Genomic DNA, 17,251 nt, shown 5'->3' with positions numbered 1-17,251 from the left:
CTGGCTAAAACATATCCTGAAAATAAATACAGGTAAGATAAGGAATCAGAAAGTGGATTCCTCATCCGGCTCTTCTGTTGAGGCCTCTTCTAAAGACTGACGACGCTTTTCTTCAATCAGCTCCAGAAGCTTGCTCATTACCTCTTCTATTCCTTCTTCGGTAATTGTGGATATGTTCAGCTCAACCTCATCTATTTTTCTGAACTCTGGCCTGTCAGCTTTGTTGGCAACCACAAGCATAGGAAGGTTAAAGTTTTCCCGAATTTCAGCAAGCAGGCGTTTCTGGTCTTCAATCTCATATCCGCAGCTCTCGCTTGGGTCAATAATGAACATTACAACTGCATCCAGGAAGTGGATTGCGGTAATTGCCTGCCGTTCAATATTGTTTCTCTCAGCCATAGGGCGGTCAAGGAGACCCGGGGTGTCCATAACCTGATAACGGACTCCATCCCGTGTGAAGTGACCTATGGTTACTCCTTTTGTTGTGAAGGGATACGGAGCAATTTCAGGGGTTGCACCGGTAATCTTTGTAACAAAACTTGACTTCCCTACATTGGGATAGCCAGCGATTACAATCGTTGGCTCGTCCTGGACATCAGGGAGTTTTCTGAGAATGTTTCGGGCTTCATTCAGGAAGAGAAGGTCCTTATTGATGGACTTGACAATGGATGCAATCCTTCCGAAGGCTTCTTTTCGGACAGGCTCGGGAAGATCGGCATCCCGGATTTTTCCGACATAGCTTCTTGCAACTTCATGGATCTTCCGGCTTGCCCAGTCCACGGATGCCAGAGACATCTTGAGTTTCTCGACGCCTACAAGAACGTCGGTCAGTTCATAATAGAATGTGGGCAACTGTTCAAAACTTGGAAAACGCCTGACTATATTTGCAAGGTTATCAGTGAAAATGTTTGCAGCCGTCAGTACCATGGACTCGTTGGCTCTGAGCCGGCTGTCCCTCCCCTCAATAGTTTTCCCGGACATAGCTCTTGCTGCCCGTTTAAAAGCTTTATTAGTTAACTCCTCTGAAGTAGGAACTGTGTGAATTTTCTCAAAGATCATAATATTCTAACCCTCTGGGGGCTCTTTTAATTTATATAAAGGTTTTTCTGAGTGAAGACGTTTAACAGAACAATCTAAAGTCCGTAAGCAAAAGTTTCGCAAAAGTTCCTTAGCGGGTTTTCTTTGCTTTTCTTATCCGGATTATCTGAACAGCTTCAGTCCAAGCGTTTTCTGCCCAAAACTTACAATACCGGAATTATTGCCCGGAAACATCATTAAGTTCTGGTCTTAAAATACCGCAACATACGAAATATTAATATAAGTTTGAAGTATTCTGATCTACTTCTCTTAAGATCGATTTGGAGCGGTATTTAATAACTGTAAAATAACTGTTTAATTTATTGTTGTCTATTACATGATCAATAACCAAATTACAATTATGGTTCTATCAAGAGTATTAATTACAAATTATTATAATAACTTATCAGGAGTTTTAATTACAAATTATTATAATAACTTAAATACAGACATGAAATAAGCTGTCTTTCTAAGCAGAACCGGACTTTATTTATATTTGTAATTATAATTTGTATAAGGAATTTATAATCATTAATTATGGCAAATTAAGTGATGCACTATTCTTGATGTATAGATATTCTTGATGTATAGGTATTCTCGATGTATAGATATTATACATCATCCTGATACAAGGTATATGAAATTGATGGTGGTAGTATGGAACTCACTCCGATTCAAAAAGACATTATAATTACATTAATTAACCTTCAGCGGCAAAAAGATCGGGCAATTAAAGGGGAAGAAATTGCCGAAGTTATCCAAAGAAACCCTGGGACAGTCCGCAACCAGATGCAATTATTAAAGGCTCTTGGACTGGTCGAGGGTGTCCCCGGGCCAAAGGGAGGGTATAAACCAACAGGGGCAGCATATGATTCTTTACGCATCCAGCAGTTGAAAAACGAATCCGTTGTTCCGCTCTACAGGAATAATGTAATCGTTAATGGGGCAACAGCTGCAGAAATCAGCTTTACGACCGTCCGGAATCCCGATGCCTGTAATGGGGTAATCAGGGTAATAGGAAATATCAAGGACTTTGTAATGGACGATAAGCTTCAGGTGGGTCCAACACCTGTAAACCGTCTTATAGTCCGTGGAGAAGTTACAGGAAGGGACGACACCAATAACGCAATCCTATTTAACATTACAGAAATGATCTCCCTGCCTAAAAAACATGTCAAACATTATATGAAATATCCTCCGCTGCTTGTGAATTTCAATGCCAGTATTCAGGAAGCAACAAGGCTTTTTATCCGGAATAATGTACACGGAACTCCTGTGGAAGACAAAGGAAAAATCGTAGGGATAATTACTTACACTGATATCGCACATGCCATTGCACAGGGAAAACCCAATGTAAAGGTTAAGGACATAATGACAAAAGAGCTGATAACTGTTGATGGAGACATGCAGCTCTATGATGTGGTAAAACTCTTCCATAAATATAACGTAGGAAGGCTTATTGTAACAATCAATGGAGTTCCAAAAGGAACCCTGTCAAAAACCGATGTGTTGAACGAACTTGCGGTGTATTGAAACTGCAATTTAATTAAGGGCAGTCAGACCGGAGGACAGAAGTCCCGGGTCTTCAAACCCTCTCAGCCTCTTTAAATATTTCGTCTTAGCTTCTGCAGTTCTTATTTTACTTCTATATTTTACTTCTATATTTTACTTCTATTCCCCTTTTATCGTTTTTTAAATATCTTTAGTTAGTCTCTTTTCATATTTTCGTGCCTGGCACTGAGCTCCTCTGCGATTTCATCAAGGGTAACGTTGTTTGCGGCAAGCATTACCAGTAGATGGAAAATAAGGTCCGAGCTCTCTGAGACAATTTCTTTATGGTCTTCGTTCCTGACTGCAAGTATAGTTTCAACAGATTCCTCTCCCACTTTCTCAAGGATTTTATTCATACCCTTGCGGTGGTTTAAAAGTTTGCAGACATATGAATTTTCGTCATAATTCTCTTTTCGATCCAGGATGATTTCATACACCCTGTTTAAAATGGATAAGTCAGCCTCCGGCATTCTAACACCTGTTCAAGATAAATAAATAGTTATGGGAAAACTCAAAAGAAGTAAAGCAGGAGGGTTTTTCAAACCTTCCTGGGGTCGGTAATTTCTCCTGTGAGAGCGGATGCTCCTGCTGTTGCAGGGGAAGAAAGGTACACAAATGAATCTGCACTTCCTTCTCTGCCTTTGAAGTTGCGGTTGGAGGTCGCAAGGCCAACTTCTCCCGAGCCGAGAAGGCCGAAAGAGCCGCCCATGCATGGTCCACAGCAGGGAGACTCTACTATTGCGCCGGCGTTCATGAGTTTTTCAATATACCCGGCTTTTAACAGTTTCATGTATTCTGTCCTTGAAGCGGGCACAACAAGGAGACGCACATCTTTTGCAACCGGTTCGTCACCCATGATATCCGCCATGAGCTTTATGTCTTCGAACCTGCCGTTGGTGCAGGAGCCCATAAAGATCTGGTCAATTTTCGTGCCTTCTACTTCAGTTACCGGCTTTACGTTATCAACATTGTGAGGGCAGGCTACCTGGGGTTCAAGGTCAGAGACATCATAATGCCTGACCTCCAGGTATTTAGCACCTTCATCAGACTTCCAGTACGGGTCAAGTTTATAGCCCGGAATACGCTCTTTCAGGTATGCTTCGGTAACCTCATCGGCTTCAATGATTCCTGCTTTTCCTCCCATCTCGATTGCCATGTTGGACATGGTCATGCGCTCAGGGACGGAGAGGGAGCGAATTGTCGAACCTGCATACTCGGCTGCCATATACCTGGCACCTTCTACCCCGACATCCCCGATAAGATGCAGGATAAGGTCTTTGGAGTAAACGTGCTTCGGCAGTTTACCTTCGATTTCAAACCGGAAGGTCTCAGGAACCCTGAACCAGAGTTTGCCTGTAGCAAAAACGGCTGACATATCAGTAGATCCTATTCCGGTAGAAAATGCCCCCAAAGACCCGTATGCACAGGTATGGGAATCAGAACCAACAACCAGGTCTCCGGGCAGCACATGCCCTTTTTCAGGCAGGACCTGGTGGCAGACTCCTTCATATACATCATAATTTAAAATGCCCTGCTCTTTCGCAAACTTCCTTAGCATGATATGGTTTTGTGCGGCATTAATTGAGTCTGCAGGGACCTGGTGATCGAATATAATTACGATTTTGCTGGGGTCCCAGACTTTTTTTTCTTCCTCATCTCTCATGATTTCGTAAAAGCCCTGGACTGCCAGCGGACCTGTGATGTCGTGGGTCATTGCCAGGTCTATGTTTGCCAGTACAAAATCCCCGGCTTTAACGGGAGTTCCGGAGGCCTTCGAAAAGATCTTCTCCGAAACGGTCATCGGGCGATTGTCACTACCAGACATTCCGGTCATGGGGAATAACTGGCGCTTTCTAATAAATAAATTTAATTGATGATTCAGAACAGAAATGAAATTCAGGGCAGGAATAGCAGAATTTTTCCGCCCGAATTGCGCCGCCCGAGTTTCGCTTCGGGATCACAGGAAATCAGAGATTTTCTGGGAGTTGCACTGCAAGTGCAACAGTATGCGATCCTTTTCGCTGCACTCAAGAGGGCTAATTTATAGATTATAGTAGTGAGCTTCGCTCGCTCAAGCGGACTTTTTAGCTGGTGGCAGGCCGGCCCAGTTCCGTGCAGCGCGGGGGGAGGAAATGATAAATCTCCTCCCGGATTCCGGAATAGATCAAACAACTAATCAGGGACCACCGGGGTATCCTGAAATCCCGTGCCTCAATCGATGATTTTTGTAATTCCTCTGCTGTCGTGGACTATATAAGTACACATGTCTTTTTCCAGATTATTTCTTGCAATATCCGGACCTTCGTTCCCTTTTTCAAAATCCTCGTATTTTTCGTACATGGCAAGCGTATCCTCAAGTTCCGAGATATATCTGGAAAGCAGGGTATCTGCAAGTTTTCGGCTCTCTTCCGCAGAAATGTGATCCCCAAGTCCTTCACATTCGCAGGTGTACAGTTTAAGCCCTTCAATGTAAAAAGGATAGGTGCTGCAGAGCATCGGGCGCACAGGATAAATCCTGCACATATTTGTGTCATTTTCGAGGAAAACGCAGTCTCCACTTCTTTTCCGCCTGAGCATCCAGCCATAGGTATGTATATTGCCCTCTGAGTCGATATCGTCCTTCAGGAGATCAAATATCTCAGGGAATTCCGGAGAGGACCCTCCATTTGCTTCTAAAGCTCTGGAATAACCTTCTTTATCCCGGTCTGCGTCCTCGTCTCCGGTTTTCTCAGGCTGGCAGGCTTCAGGGATAAGAGGTCCTGCAACCTCAAGTTTTGAAAGCCCTGTATACCCCCGGATTTTCTCAATTTCCTGAGGAGTCAATACTACGCGGTTGTCCCCAAAAGCCCGTCTACAGCATTTCCCGCAGTGCTGGCAGGAAAAACCTGTTTTTTCGATTTCAGCTGCAAGCTTTTCAGGGTCAAGTCTGCGAGCTAATTCAATTTCTTTTTTGAGGGCGGCAATAAGAATGATCTGATACTTTGTTTTTTCGGATTTTTGTTTACTGCCTGAACCTGGAATTTCCATATACAGGTTCCTGTCCTGCAGGTACATCAAATTAACGCAGGCAACGCGGTTGATGGCAGAAAGAGAAGTCGTGGAGAGGAGTAGGCATGGAAGATCAGTCTTCATGCTCGGGCATCCTTGAAGGGAATATGTTTCTGAAGGTAGTTGAAGCATAAGAATTGATGGGGGTGGAACTGCAAGCCTCCAAAATATTTTTGCTTTGCAAGATGTTGTGAGAAAAAGTACTTGAGAGATATGTCAAAAGGAATCCTATCAGAGGCAGGAACATGTTTGATCCCATCTGCCAAAAAATCGGTGCATGAGGGATTTTTGCTAAGATTTCTGGTTAGGGGTAAAGTAAAATTACTTCATTAGTATTCGGTTGAGATACGACCTGTAAGAAATGTACTATTTTCGTTGCTTTTTCTGTAAACCCATAAATATAGGTGAAGAATGCGTTCCCCCATTTTTTCATAAATTGGAGCCAGTCCTCTGTTTACTATTTTTAGAAATTGATTCGCCAGGTCAGATAAACTGATCCTAAAAATCCAAAACCGCTAACAGTTTTCCAGGCGACATGCCAGAAAAGATTCCAAAAAAGATATAATTGAGCAGAGGCCAGAATTTCTCTTGCTCTGCCCTTGCACCTGAAATTCCCCACCTGCCTGCACTTACAGGTGAGGAATATCCAACGTTGCAAGTTTAATTCATTGATTTAGGAGGCGTTTTCCTTTATTGTGTCTGTTCGTATAGACATATGAATATATGGCAATCATATATTTAATATTATTCCAGGGCTTCATAATATTTAATGTTATTATATTTGATATTAGTATCACATATAGGAGGATTAAGGTGATTCACTTTTGTTCTTCATAGTATTTTCATCCTGACGAATTATCAAAGTTATCCCCATGATTTCGACACATATGAGTTTCACATACAAACGTTGCTATTCATGTATGTCACCAGCAGGATTACCTCAAAAGGCAGAGGTAATACAGTGGCGTAATTTAGTATAGCTTCTTGTCACGCCTGGAGAAAGTAGGTGTTAACTTAAGATGTTATACTGAAGATGTTATTCAGAAGATATATTCAACAGAGATGCTTGGGGATTTCAGCCAAACACCCATTTTATCATAAATCAATTATATAGAACAACCTTCATACCAGCCAACTCTTTTATTTTAGATAGCAAGTTAAAAAAACATATATAGTAATACGTATCATAACTAAAGTAGTATTATTCAAATGAATTTGAAATTACCTGGTGGGTGATATAATGGAAACAGAACTTATGAGGATAGGGGTTTCCCTTCCCGATACTCTTCTTGGTAAATTTGATGGGATTATTGAAAACAGAGGTTATTCTTCCCGCTCGGAAGGCATAAGAGATGCCATTAGGAGCTATATTTCCTATTATGAGTTGATGAATGACATTAAAGGCCATCGCGTCGGAACAGTTGCGGTTATTTATGATCACACAAAACGCGGGCTTTCAAATGCCATAACTGATATTCAGCATCACTATTCTCACCTGATAAAGTCTTCCGTGCATATTTATCTTGATCCTGATGACTGTTTTGAAGTAGTCGTTCTGAACGGGAACGGCAAAGAAATTGCAGAGCTTGCTGAAGCTATGATGGCTCTTAAAGGGGTAAAATTTTCAAACCTCACAACTGTAGAATCAAACGAAAGTATCTGACCTTTTTATATAAGACTCGAACCAATACTTCGGAATCTTAAAGAAACCAAACCAGATAAGTAGGTGAAATTCACCTCGATTTTTTTCAGTGAGGTTGAGGTTTGCATTTTCATTTAGTTAAAACATTTAACTAATGATTTTGAACCCGAAGCCTGCCTTAAATTTTAGCCTATTTACATGAAATCGATACCCTGTTCCAGTCTACAACAAGATCTAAATATTTGAGAACTGTTTTAAAAGTGGAGGTAATTATCACGATTCCTCACTTAACCTAAGACACATGGATTTCTTTTAGTTGTGTTGCAGGCACAGACATTTTTATTAGTATGTTGCGGGTCGGGCCAGACCCTTTGCGGCGCAGGGGAGATTACTGAGAGATTCCTTCTATGGATTCCGGAATAGATCAACCAACTTATCAGGGACAAAACACAATTTCATAAACTGCAAATGCTTTATCAGCGGGATTTAGCAGGCTACTTCAGGTTCGATTCCTTCCTCAGGATTTGGGGAAATATCTGTGGGAACAGATGCAACTTTTTATCAATCCCGCATCTCAGGTCTAATCAGTAAGCTTTATATTGGAGACTCAATTTAATGATAATTTCTATGTGGCAGACACTACTCAAAAAGTTCGAGAAATACCCGGCACAGGCAAAAGTACTTAAGTTACTTTTTGAACGCGGGTTTCAGGTGAACGAGGAAGGAAAGGTAACTTCCGGAAGCATCGAGATAGCACACACTCAGCTTGCAAAGGAAGTAGGGGTTGACCGGAGGGTGGTTGACGCGACCACAAAGACCATCATCTCTGACGAACTCCTGAGCACTATATTCAAAAATGTTCATTCAATCCCTTTTCTCAGAGACGTTGCCCCTGCTCTCGGGCTCGGGGTAATCATCATCATCCCTGAAGACGCTGCTCACGTTGGAATCCTTGCAGAAGTTGCAGGCCTGATTTCAAGACACAACGTAAGCATTCGTCAGGCCGTCTCAGATGACCCATACTTTACGGACAGCCCCAGGCTCACCATCGTTACCGACCACAAAGTCCCCGGAGACCTTGTTGACGATATCCTTAGCCTGCCCTCAGTAAAAGGAGTAAGCATCTACTGAAAAAAAGGGAAGCAGGAACAGCACTCCGACTCCAAGAAGCCCTGCTATTAAGATCTTGTTTCCGGTATTCAAGGCAGCTCATCTCCTGAGATTATATATCTCCTCTTACAACCCCTTCTGCAACTGACGATCTCCCTTTCAAAGCTGCCTTAAAGCCCTGACAGGATCCAGTTTTGAGGCCCTCCAGGCAGGATAAAGCCCCGAAAGCACGGAAACGAGTAAGGAGACAAGAATTCCGGCTGCAAGAATCTTGAAGTTTAAGGCAGTTAGATGTTCGAGATTTCCTATTTCAAGCCTTGAAATTAGCAGGGACCTTCCAACCCTGTCTATGAGGGTTGCAAAAAGAACGCCGAATAAGTCTCCTAAAATTCCTCCCACGGTTCCTATAAACAGGTATTCGGCTAAAAACATCCGCAGGATGTCAGACTCCGAAGCCCCGAGGGCCTTAGAAATTCCGCTTTCCCGGGTCCGTTCATAGACCGAGACTACCATTGTGTTGACCACTATCAGGCTGCCTACAAGCAGGGAAATACTTGAGAAAAAGGCAAGGACAAGGGTCACCCCGTTCATGATCCGGTTGACCGAGTCGATTTCGTCCCGGGCACTTGAAGAGGAAAACCCGATTTTTTCGACCTGCTCTCTTGTTTCGTGAACCTGTGAAGAACTCTCCACCTTTATCAGGACCCCATCATAATACTCCTTTTTGCTGAGTTTTTTTGCATATTCAAGCTTCATGAAGGCCCCTGTATCTATATCGTTTTCTGCAGGTTTCAGATGGCCCACAGGAATAAAACTTATTTCCCTATCAAGAGGCCCCGTCTTCTTCATAAAGGCGCAGCCTGGTTGTTATTGGAGTTCCTATTCTGGCCCCGTCTATATTTTCCAGTTTTTCCCACAGATCACTTCCAAGTACGATCTGGTTCTGTCCACTATCGAACCAGCTCCCTTCGGCAAGTTCAAGCTCATTTGCAGTCCTGTAATCATCCTTGAACCCCGAACAATTCGAAATAGCTCCCTGAAGGGCTGACATAAGCATCCTTTACATAAGGGCATGCCACTTCCCCGTATTCTTTTATATCCTCTACTTTCGAGTCGCTTATGAGGACAAGTCCGTCTTCCCTGAGTCCCGGAGATACCTCAATTAAGGTCAGGTCCCGGGACTTCTGTATCTCTTCGATTGCATTGATACGAAGGTCTTCTCCGAACGAGACGACGGCTACTACCGTTGCCACTCCGATAGCGATTCCGAGGAGAATAAGCAGGGTTCTGAGCTTTTTAAGGCGTAACTGCCGTATTGCCATTGCGAACTCTTCAATCAAACCGTTCATCAATCCCTTTTTCCAGTTCCTGCCATGGGTGCAGGGGTCAGATCCACGCATATGAATAGATATAAGCGTAAAATATAAGACTTAAAAAATATAGAAGATTACATTATTTCATAATACAATATTTAAATTAATTAACATAAATTACGGACATATAACTTTTTGATTTTTAGCGGAGATGTCCCTGAAGCAAACTCTTCACCGGATATAGTATAGATACGTCTCTTCAGACAATACAAATAAATTATCAAATAGCTCCATGCCTTTATACTGGCTGAATCTTATGATATCTGCCGGGAATTTGAATGATGAAAAAGCAGACATCCCAAAATATTTAGGAAAAATTATTAAATTATTAATACAAAATTAATTCGATGAGTATAATTAGTTTGACTATATATGTTTTTAATATATGCAGATTGGAATAGTGATTCATAACCTACAGCTTATGGATTCTCCCCAGACAGTTAAAGATATTCTTACACTTCTCTCCAGGGGAAATTGCATAAATGCCTGCCTCTGCGGTACCTTGGGAAAAGTTGCGGCGATTGATGCCGGCCTTGAAAACTTGATTGATATCGAGCAGTTTCTGAAACCCAGCGCCTGCATCGAGTCTCTTTTCGGGTCTAACGACATGGTGTGCCTTTTGAACCACGGCAGGGAGCTTCAAACCGGCCGGACTTTCGGAAGGATCGTGGTTTCGCATATACAAAATCCTGAAGAGAAACCCCTTATTCAGATTGAAAGGCCCGGATGCCTTGATGGGGAACTCATTCCCTGGAACCAGGCTGCAGACCCCCATGCTAAAAAACTCTCCGGCCTTCTGAACCTTAAAATTTCCCCGCCTCCGATGCCAGTCAACACCATAGAAATCAGCAATCAGGGAAGGCATGTTCTGAGACGAATCTCAACCTTTCCAGGGGCAAACATAATGGTTGAAGGGATTGTGGTTGGAAAAGCTACTTCCTCTGAGGTCGTCCTCGTATCAGAAAACGGCTTTCTGACTTCAATAGAAGGAGGGAACATAAAGGAACAGGGTATCGAAATTCTCCATAAACATGGAGAAAGAGTGCCTGTTGACCTGTCCGGGGCATGGGTAAAAACCACAGCTTCCCGAAAAAGTCCCGACGTCTGCAAAAGCCCTATGGAATACAAAACCGAAGGGATAACGAAAACCTCTCCTTTGAAACAGAGTTTTTTGCAGGAGAAAATCCCGGAAGGGGTAGTTAAGGTCATTCTTATAGACCACTGCGCAGAGCATTCATTTGAGATGATGGAAGGGGCAGGTCTTGCCATTACTGTTGGGGATGACACAACAGAGCTTGCAGGAAATATCTTTTCCAGATTTGGAATCCCTATTCTGGGAATTACGGACGGGGACTGCGATGAACTTGCAACTGCAGTGAGCTATGCCCCATGTTCTCTAGTCCTGCGTTTAAAGCCCGGAAAGGATGATGAGTTCGGAAGGAAGCTTCAGCAGGATATCTTTTCAGGAGAACATACAGCTTTTTTTGAAGATGTTGAGCGTCTGAAGCTGAGGATCATAAATCTTGCAGAAAATTCCCTGGAATCCATCTCAGAATACTGAGCCTTTACCTGCACTAACACAAAACTCGGAAAATGCCGGAAAAACCCAAAAAACCGGAAAACTCGGAAAAACATCATTTTGCCTGTAGAAATAAATATTTTCGGATCTTCGCTGTTTTGTATGGGTTGAAAACAATTTCGTAGTTCTAAAGTAACCAGGCAAAAGAGAGATACATCGAGCTTGAATGTGATTTTCAACAACAAATGATTCTAAAGTTTATACATACTAATTCAACATTTAGGGGATGAATATAAGTTACCCACATGAAATAGCGAAGAGCCATTATAAATGATTCCCGAAAAGTTCTGGGGTCCTCCAGCCCCAACCTGAACTGAAACAAAATTCGGGTATTAGCGTAAAGCTAAGGGCTGTTACCCGGATAAATGGTTATAAATAAAAAAATGTGTATTTATTAATGTCGCTTCCGCCGACTCATAATCCACAAATATATGTCTCCAATTATCTCTTTTTTTCAGGCGGAAGCAGGACTCCATAATTCTCAGATCCATAAGGGAAAAGTACATTACTTTTTCAAACCCTCAGACAAGTGTTGCCGAACTGAGCGTTCCGTCTTTTTTATAATCATAAACTGTTATCACCTTAACTTCATCTGTTCTACTCTTATTAATTTCATAGAGGTTGCGTGAATGCAGAGTTATTCACTTATAGAGAAAACCAGGCACGCACATAACTTAATTAATTTATCACTTTGTATATATTTTAGAATTAACAATGGTGACGGATCTTTTATCTTTTCAAAAACCTCTTTTAAAGGAACTTTTTATTTCTCATGCATTACACGAATTTCCTGCATAACTTTGAAAGAATCCGCAGCTAAAGTCAAATATAAATAAAACAGTGGCATATCTTCATACATATCAGTAATAAATATTTGCTGAATTATTCCTGAATTCTTGCATAAAAAAGTCAAAAAATTTTCCTGAATATCGGATCAACTGAAGGGGGATTTTGTATAAGGAAAGTTCTTATTATCTGCCTGGTTTTGCTGGCATCGATTCAGATTGGGGCAGCCAGCCCTGTTGCAGAGTACCTGAAGCTCAGTACGGATGTAAACAATGGGTATGCAATTACCACTGTTGAAGAAAAGCTCAGCAACCCGGCTGAAACGGCTGTTGAAGACAAGTTCAGTTTTTTGATTCCTGAAGAAGCTTTCATTTCGGGCTTTACCCTGATTATTGATGGAAAAGAGTACAGGGCTGGCGTACTTCCAAAGAAAGAGGCTTCCGAAAGATTTGAGTCTGCCGCATCGGAAGGAAGGACAGCAGGCCTCCTTGAAACAAAGGATGAAAACCTTTTCGCCTATGCCCTGAGCTTTGAGCCCGGGCAGAGCATCATCGTGAAGCTGACATATGAACAGGCGCTTAAGAAAACTCTTGGGGAATACGAACTCGTGCAGTTCCTGGAAAGCAGCCGTTCAGTGGCAAACTTTTCGGTAACCATAAACGTAAATTCTGCAAACCAGCTTATCCGCCTGGAAACCCCTGCTTTCCCGGAAGCTGAGGTGGAGTACCTTTCCTCAAACAGAGGGCAGGTACATTATAAGGCAGACTCGCTTCCCATCTCGGAACTCAGGGTAGTGTTTGAAACGGCAAACCCTCCGTTGAACGGGAACATGCTTTTTTACGAAAATGAAGGCCAGGGGTATATGATGCACATCTTTTCCCCTAGCGAAGAAGACCTCGGGACCTCAGCCATGAGCAAAGAAATAATCTTTGTCCTTGATAAGTCCGGCTCTATGCAGGGATACAAGCTCGAACAGGTAAAGGATGCTTTCGGCAACATTATTGAGGACCTGCCACCCGGAGATTACTTTAACATTATTTTCTTTGACAGTTCCATACAGAGCTATTCCGGGACCCTAATGGAAGCAAACGAGGAGCAAAAAACCGGGGCTCTGGACTTTGTAAATAACCTTGAGGCAAACGGCGGCACAAACATAAATGAAGCCCTGCTTACGGCTCTTGGGATGTTCAACCCTGAGAGCGGAAGAGTGCCTATAATTGTTTTCCTTACAGACGGAGAGCCAACTGAAGGCGTTGTTTCCCCTTACGCAATCCGTCAGAACATTAAAGATGCCAACACCGCACATGTATCTATCTTTTCTATTGCCTTCGGGATTGAAGACGAAAATAACTATAGTTTCCTGAGAGCTATGAGCCTGGAAAACAACGGGACTGCAGAGAGGTTCGCTCCGGATGATAACGCTTCTGAGGAAATAGGGAGTTTTTATAAAACGATTTCAACCCCCCTGATCACGGACATGGACTTCTCCTACAGCAATGGGCTCTCCGAACTCGTAAACACCGGGGAAAAGAACCTCTTTGAGGGCTCTGATGCTATTGTCCTCGGGAAATACAGCTCTGAAACCGGCAAAATCCAGGCGGATGTTTCGGCCAGTACCAGGACCGGAGCTAGAATTTTTTCAAAAGAGTTTACTGTAAGCCCGAAAGGGGAAAATGCCTTTATTCCCAGGCTCTGGGCCTATACCACCATCGAATCCCTGCTGGATAGGATTGAAGTAGAAGGAGAAAACGAGCCACTTGTGTCTGCAGTAACGGACCTAGCCCTTGAATATAAATTTGTGACACCCTATACATCCCTCTTCGTGGAGGTACCTGAATTCTCCAGTCCGGGAGCTGAAGATGGCGAAGAAACGGTTCCTGAAATGCCTGCTGGAGAGCCAGCTACAAAAAACGAAAGGGCTGCTCCATTAAGTAGCCAGATACAACCCTCCTCGGATTCTCGTTATGAGAGCAATATGGAAATTGAAGAGCCGGTAGAAGGAGAAGTTGCAGAAAAGGTTGCAGAAGAAAGTACACCTGGATTTGGAGCCCTTTTCACCTTTAGTGGACTCACCGGGATTGCGTATTTACTTCACAGGAGACAGAGATGAAAAGGTGAACCGGAAGGTAGAGGAGGTTTTACTGAAAAAAAGATCAAAATCCTCTTCCCTTTTAAGCTTTTTTGAAAATCAAGAAAACATCATTTATACGCCTGAATTTTTTCCTTCCTGTGTCCTATAATCCAGGGGAAAACGGGAGGAATGAGGGAGGATGAGCTCCCGCCGGGATGAAAGATCTGTTCGATATGATTAACGTGTCAAAAGTTACGCGTCAGAGGTTAGCGGAAGCACAAACAATAGAGAAAATACAGTTTTATTATTTAATTTATGTTATTTTGCTAAGAATTGTAAGCTTCCAGGATAAGAAAGAATTTTCAGAAAGAGCCTCAGGAGTTAAAGATCATCATCCTGGAATTAAGGTTTATTACCCGGACAAGCAAGCTAAAATAAATCAATTGTATTTTTGTTTATGATGCATCGCCTGCCTGCGCTTCCAGTAACAGATGTTTCCGGAATAACCCGCTTTTCTATAAGCGGAAGCAAAATCCAGAAAAACCTGCGGTTCAGCCTGGAAGAGGAATAAGAACCTGGAAAACGTAACAATTTAAATAATTAGAATCTTTGCTCGAGTTTAATAGTTTTGCTTAAACACCTGATTGTCCTGTCCGTGCTCTTATGCAGGATAGCTGTCCCTCCTGCTTCTTCCCATTCACGGATATTATCGGAGTTATCATCGATCAGGACCCTTGAGGTTCCGGACTGGAGAGCTTTTTCCGGGCGGAAACAGAGGATTGCATTGTTTGCGTATGGAGTTCCGAGTTCTTTTTTCAGCCACTCTATTTTTCCTTTTCTGGCATTAACCAGAGCAATCTTTCGGTCCGGGGTGGGGAGGGCAGAAAGGATTGTAGGGTGTAAGCCGGAGCTTTTAAGAAAGCCATGAAGTTCCTTCCCTCCAGCCATCCAGGGCATATCTGACCAGAACTGGGCTCCTGCAGCCGTAATGTGCTTCCAGAAACGTTCCTTATCGGCAGTGTACCAGAACATCATATGTTCACTTAATCTCTCGCATGCGCCTGTAAAATCCGTAAGTACTCCATCCATATCCAGAAAAACTTTAAGCCCCGAATACTGTCCGGAAAAGAGCGAGACAGGGGAATTCTCTGGAAGGGTAGGGTGAAAACTAAGAGAGGTGCCCTGAATCGGACTGCTCTGAACCGGATAATCCTGAAAGGAACCATTTTGAGCTGGGTTACTCTGGACTGGATAACTCTGCACGTAATCAACAGGAGTTGAGTTGATCTTAATAGAACTTTTCTTTGCAGACCTGCGCTTTTCAACATAAATGGACATGTCAACCGTTCCTTACTTTCTCTGGCGGCAAATAGTTTCCTACTTCTTTATGTAAGGAATCATAAAAGTATTTTATCACTATATAAATATTAAAACCTTTCTACAGTAGTTGATTGGATTGAGATGAAAAAAGAGTAAAAAAGAGAAAAAGAACATAAAAAAACTGAGCAAGGTAATTTTCTAGAATCCGAATTCGAACATCCGTAGTCTTCTGAGCTCAATATTCGGATTCATGCTCCAGAATTCAGAATAATCCCTGAGAACCAGTTTCTGAAGAATTTCTATGGCGCCTGATCTTCAACTTTTTATGAATGGGAGTTTAAAAGCTTCTTCAACGGTCATAATTGGAGATATCTTTCCGCTGTGGTGCGTCAGCATCGGCGGTCTTAAGAAATCAGAGATCGCATTAAAATTATCAGCTTCGAGGACAAAATAGAAAGTATGCTCATTAGGGCTGACATATGCCCCGTGTACTTTTATATCCAGTACTTCACCCAATTTCCTCATTTCCTCAACCCATTTTTTTCCATCGGCCTGGTATTCATCTCTTGCGAAACAATGTTCTGGTGTATGCGAAAGGGTTGCCATAAATAACATGTTTTCATTCCCCCATTAATTCAATGTAATGAATATATTTAAATGTATTTATAAAAAATGGGGAATAAATAGGGGGTCAGAAAAAAGAGTTCAATCCTCTCGAACGAGAACCAGAGTTTTTGCTATTTTATCATGCAGTCCCTGTTTGTTTTCAGTAAAAAGAATGGGCAAGAATCCTGCGAAGAAAGGAAGGAATGCCAGAATCTTTCCCACAAAGCGTTTTGTTGCACGCTCAAAGGAAATTCTGTTTCCGTTAAGATCAGTTACAATAATATTCATCGCCTGTTTCCCAACTGTTCCCTGCCTTACTGAACTCTCCTGGTATGCAAAATAGTTCCAGGAAAGCAGGATTAAAAGAATATAAAAAAAGGCTCCGCCCATGGCTCCTGACATGAACTGAATAAAAGCCAGAAGAAGGATGATTATAAAAGAATCAATTATAGAGGCTATTAACCTCCTTAGAAAACCCGAATACGTTTGCATATTTTTTCCCTCAAAGAGATTTTATACATTAAGCAGGACTGAATTATAAAATTACCCATTATGAACAAAACGTCTTGTTTAAATACGGGAAGTTCAGAAAAAGGCTGAGAAGGCTGGATTTATTTTCCCGCCAGTACCCACGAATTTGATTGTGTATGTGGGATCAAGCCTGAGAATTCCCTTGCTTAAATGTCTGCTGGAAGTCTTCATAGGGGAATCCGTAATCAATGCATTTTACATCCTTTCGACAACATTGATCCTGAAAATTTGAAATTCTGTCTGGTTTTGCAAAAACATAAACAAATCGAGCAGCTGCCTGACGGAATTTAAGGCAGATAAGATCTTAAATAATTATTAAATACTTTCGTTTTGTACTTCTTTTTAAAAAGTAAGCTAGAAGAAAAGGATAAAAACCTGTCAACTACCCCTGAGCTAAAGACTCAGGGGCTTGTCTAACAAGCCCTGGTTGACCAGATCACCGATTATGAGCAACGGAAAATCGGTAAACGATAGGAAAGAATACATAGTTACCCTTGAATGTCGCCTCAGTTTAAGGCTCTAAGGATGCCGGTTAAACAGTCCTGAGAGGTAGGGAC

The 17,251-nt window shown here is 42.3% G+C and carries 16 protein-coding genes; 6 read left to right on the top strand and 10 right to left on the bottom strand.

Annotated elements, in window-relative coordinates:
* Positions 1-45: 45 nt before the first annotated feature.
* A complete protein-coding gene (locus tag EO95_RS08195; protein WP_200895022.1) occupies positions 46-1,059 on the bottom strand; it encodes an NOG1 family protein in 1,014 nt (337 codons plus the stop codon).
* Positions 1,060-1,734: 675 nt separating this feature from the next.
* Between EO95_RS08195 and EO95_RS08190 the strand changes: the two genes are divergently transcribed.
* On the top strand, positions 1,735-2,610 hold the full coding sequence (locus EO95_RS08190) for a CBS domain-containing protein (protein ID WP_048133733.1): 876 nt from the start codon (positions 1,735-1,737) through the stop codon (positions 2,608-2,610).
* A gap of 173 nt (positions 2,611-2,783) precedes the next feature.
* Here the strand turns inward: EO95_RS08190 and hisE are convergent, their stop codons facing one another.
* The 3 genes from hisE to EO95_RS08175 form a co-directional block, all read right to left on the bottom strand.
* Positions 2,784-3,098 (bottom strand): phosphoribosyl-ATP diphosphatase, encoded by a 315-nt coding sequence (gene hisE / locus EO95_RS08185; RefSeq protein ID WP_048133732.1) that lies wholly within the window; start codon positions 3,096-3,098, stop codon positions 2,784-2,786.
* 68 nt (positions 3,099-3,166) lie between these two features.
* Entirely contained in the window at positions 3,167-4,429 is a 1,263-nt protein-coding gene (locus tag EO95_RS08180; protein WP_048133731.1) for a 3-isopropylmalate dehydratase large subunit, read from the bottom strand.
* A gap of 410 nt (positions 4,430-4,839) precedes the next feature.
* Positions 4,840-5,682 (bottom strand): YkgJ family cysteine cluster protein, encoded by an 843-nt coding sequence (locus EO95_RS08175; RefSeq protein WP_156164021.1) that lies wholly within the window; start codon positions 5,680-5,682, stop codon positions 4,840-4,842.
* A 1,234-nt stretch (positions 5,683-6,916) separates the two neighbouring features.
* Here EO95_RS08175 and nikR point away from each other — a divergent pair.
* Positions 6,917-7,339 (top strand): nickel-responsive transcriptional regulator NikR, encoded by a 423-nt coding sequence (nikR, locus tag EO95_RS08170; RefSeq protein WP_048133730.1) that lies wholly within the window; start codon positions 6,917-6,919, stop codon positions 7,337-7,339.
* Between the two features lie 606 nt (positions 7,340-7,945).
* On the top strand, positions 7,946-8,449 hold the full coding sequence (locus EO95_RS08165) for an amino acid-binding protein (RefSeq protein ID WP_048133809.1): 504 nt from the start codon (positions 7,946-7,948) through the stop codon (positions 8,447-8,449).
* 138 nt (positions 8,450-8,587) lie between these two features.
* Here EO95_RS08165 and EO95_RS18215 read toward each other — a convergent pair whose 3' ends face one another.
* Genes EO95_RS18215 through EO95_RS18205 form a run of 3 tightly spaced genes read right to left on the bottom strand, consistent with a single transcriptional unit; the run spans position 8,588 to position 9,777 of the window.
* Positions 8,588-9,277, bottom strand: coding sequence for an ABC transporter permease (locus EO95_RS18215; RefSeq protein ID WP_235282923.1), 690 nt, complete (start codon positions 9,275-9,277; stop codon positions 8,588-8,590).
* Complete coding sequence (locus EO95_RS18210) at positions 9,255-9,479, bottom strand: ABC transporter permease (protein ID WP_235282922.1); 225 nt, start codon at positions 9,477-9,479, stop codon at positions 9,255-9,257. The genes EO95_RS18215 and EO95_RS18210 overlap by 23 nt, the downstream gene beginning before the upstream one ends.
* The gene (locus EO95_RS18205) at positions 9,430-9,777 is read right to left on the bottom strand and encodes an ABC transporter permease (protein WP_235282921.1); all 348 of its coding nucleotides are present in this window, start codon (positions 9,775-9,777) and stop codon (positions 9,430-9,432) included. Before EO95_RS18205 ends, EO95_RS18210 begins: the two co-directional genes overlap by 50 nt.
* A gap of 409 nt (positions 9,778-10,186) precedes the next feature.
* Between EO95_RS18205 and EO95_RS08155 the strand changes: the two genes are divergently transcribed.
* The 3 genes from EO95_RS08155 to EO95_RS08145 all read left to right on the top strand — a co-directional run bounded on the left by EO95_RS08155 (position 10,187) and on the right by EO95_RS08145 (position 14,698).
* The gene (locus EO95_RS08155) at positions 10,187-11,362 is read left to right on the top strand and encodes a DUF2117 family protein (RefSeq protein WP_048133729.1); all 1,176 of its coding nucleotides are present in this window, start codon (positions 10,187-10,189) and stop codon (positions 11,360-11,362) included.
* Between the two features lie 1,003 nt (positions 11,363-12,365).
* Positions 12,366-14,276 (top strand): VIT domain-containing protein, encoded by a 1,911-nt coding sequence (locus tag EO95_RS08150; RefSeq protein ID WP_048133728.1) that lies wholly within the window; start codon positions 12,366-12,368, stop codon positions 14,274-14,276.
* 203 nt (positions 14,277-14,479) lie between these two features.
* Positions 14,480-14,698: a hypothetical protein gene (locus tag EO95_RS08145; protein WP_156164020.1), complete on the top strand. Its 219-nt coding sequence runs from the start codon at positions 14,480-14,482 to the stop codon at positions 14,696-14,698.
* A 139-nt stretch (positions 14,699-14,837) separates the two neighbouring features.
* Here the strand turns inward: EO95_RS08145 and EO95_RS08140 are convergent, their stop codons facing one another.
* The 3 genes from EO95_RS08140 to EO95_RS08130 all read right to left on the bottom strand — a co-directional run bounded on the left by EO95_RS08140 (position 14,838) and on the right by EO95_RS08130 (position 16,655).
* Entirely contained in the window at positions 14,838-15,575 is a 738-nt protein-coding gene (locus EO95_RS08140) for a hypothetical protein (protein ID WP_048133726.1), read from the bottom strand.
* Positions 15,576-15,872: 297 nt separating this feature from the next.
* On the bottom strand, positions 15,873-16,172 hold the full coding sequence (locus tag EO95_RS08135) for a DUF3303 domain-containing protein (RefSeq protein ID WP_048133725.1): 300 nt from the start codon (positions 16,170-16,172) through the stop codon (positions 15,873-15,875).
* Positions 16,173-16,262: 90 nt separating this feature from the next.
* On the bottom strand, positions 16,263-16,655 hold the full coding sequence (locus tag EO95_RS08130) for an RDD family protein (RefSeq protein WP_048133724.1): 393 nt from the start codon (positions 16,653-16,655) through the stop codon (positions 16,263-16,265).
* Between the last annotated feature and the right edge of the window lie 596 nt (positions 16,656-17,251).

This window comes from Methanosarcina sp. 1.H.T.1A.1 (assembly GCF_000979295.1).
Lineage (GTDB): Archaea > Halobacteriota > Methanosarcinia > Methanosarcinales > Methanosarcinaceae > Methanosarcina.
The sequence above is the reverse complement of the archived record's forward strand: the minus strand, read 5'-3'. Positions and strand labels throughout refer to the sequence as shown.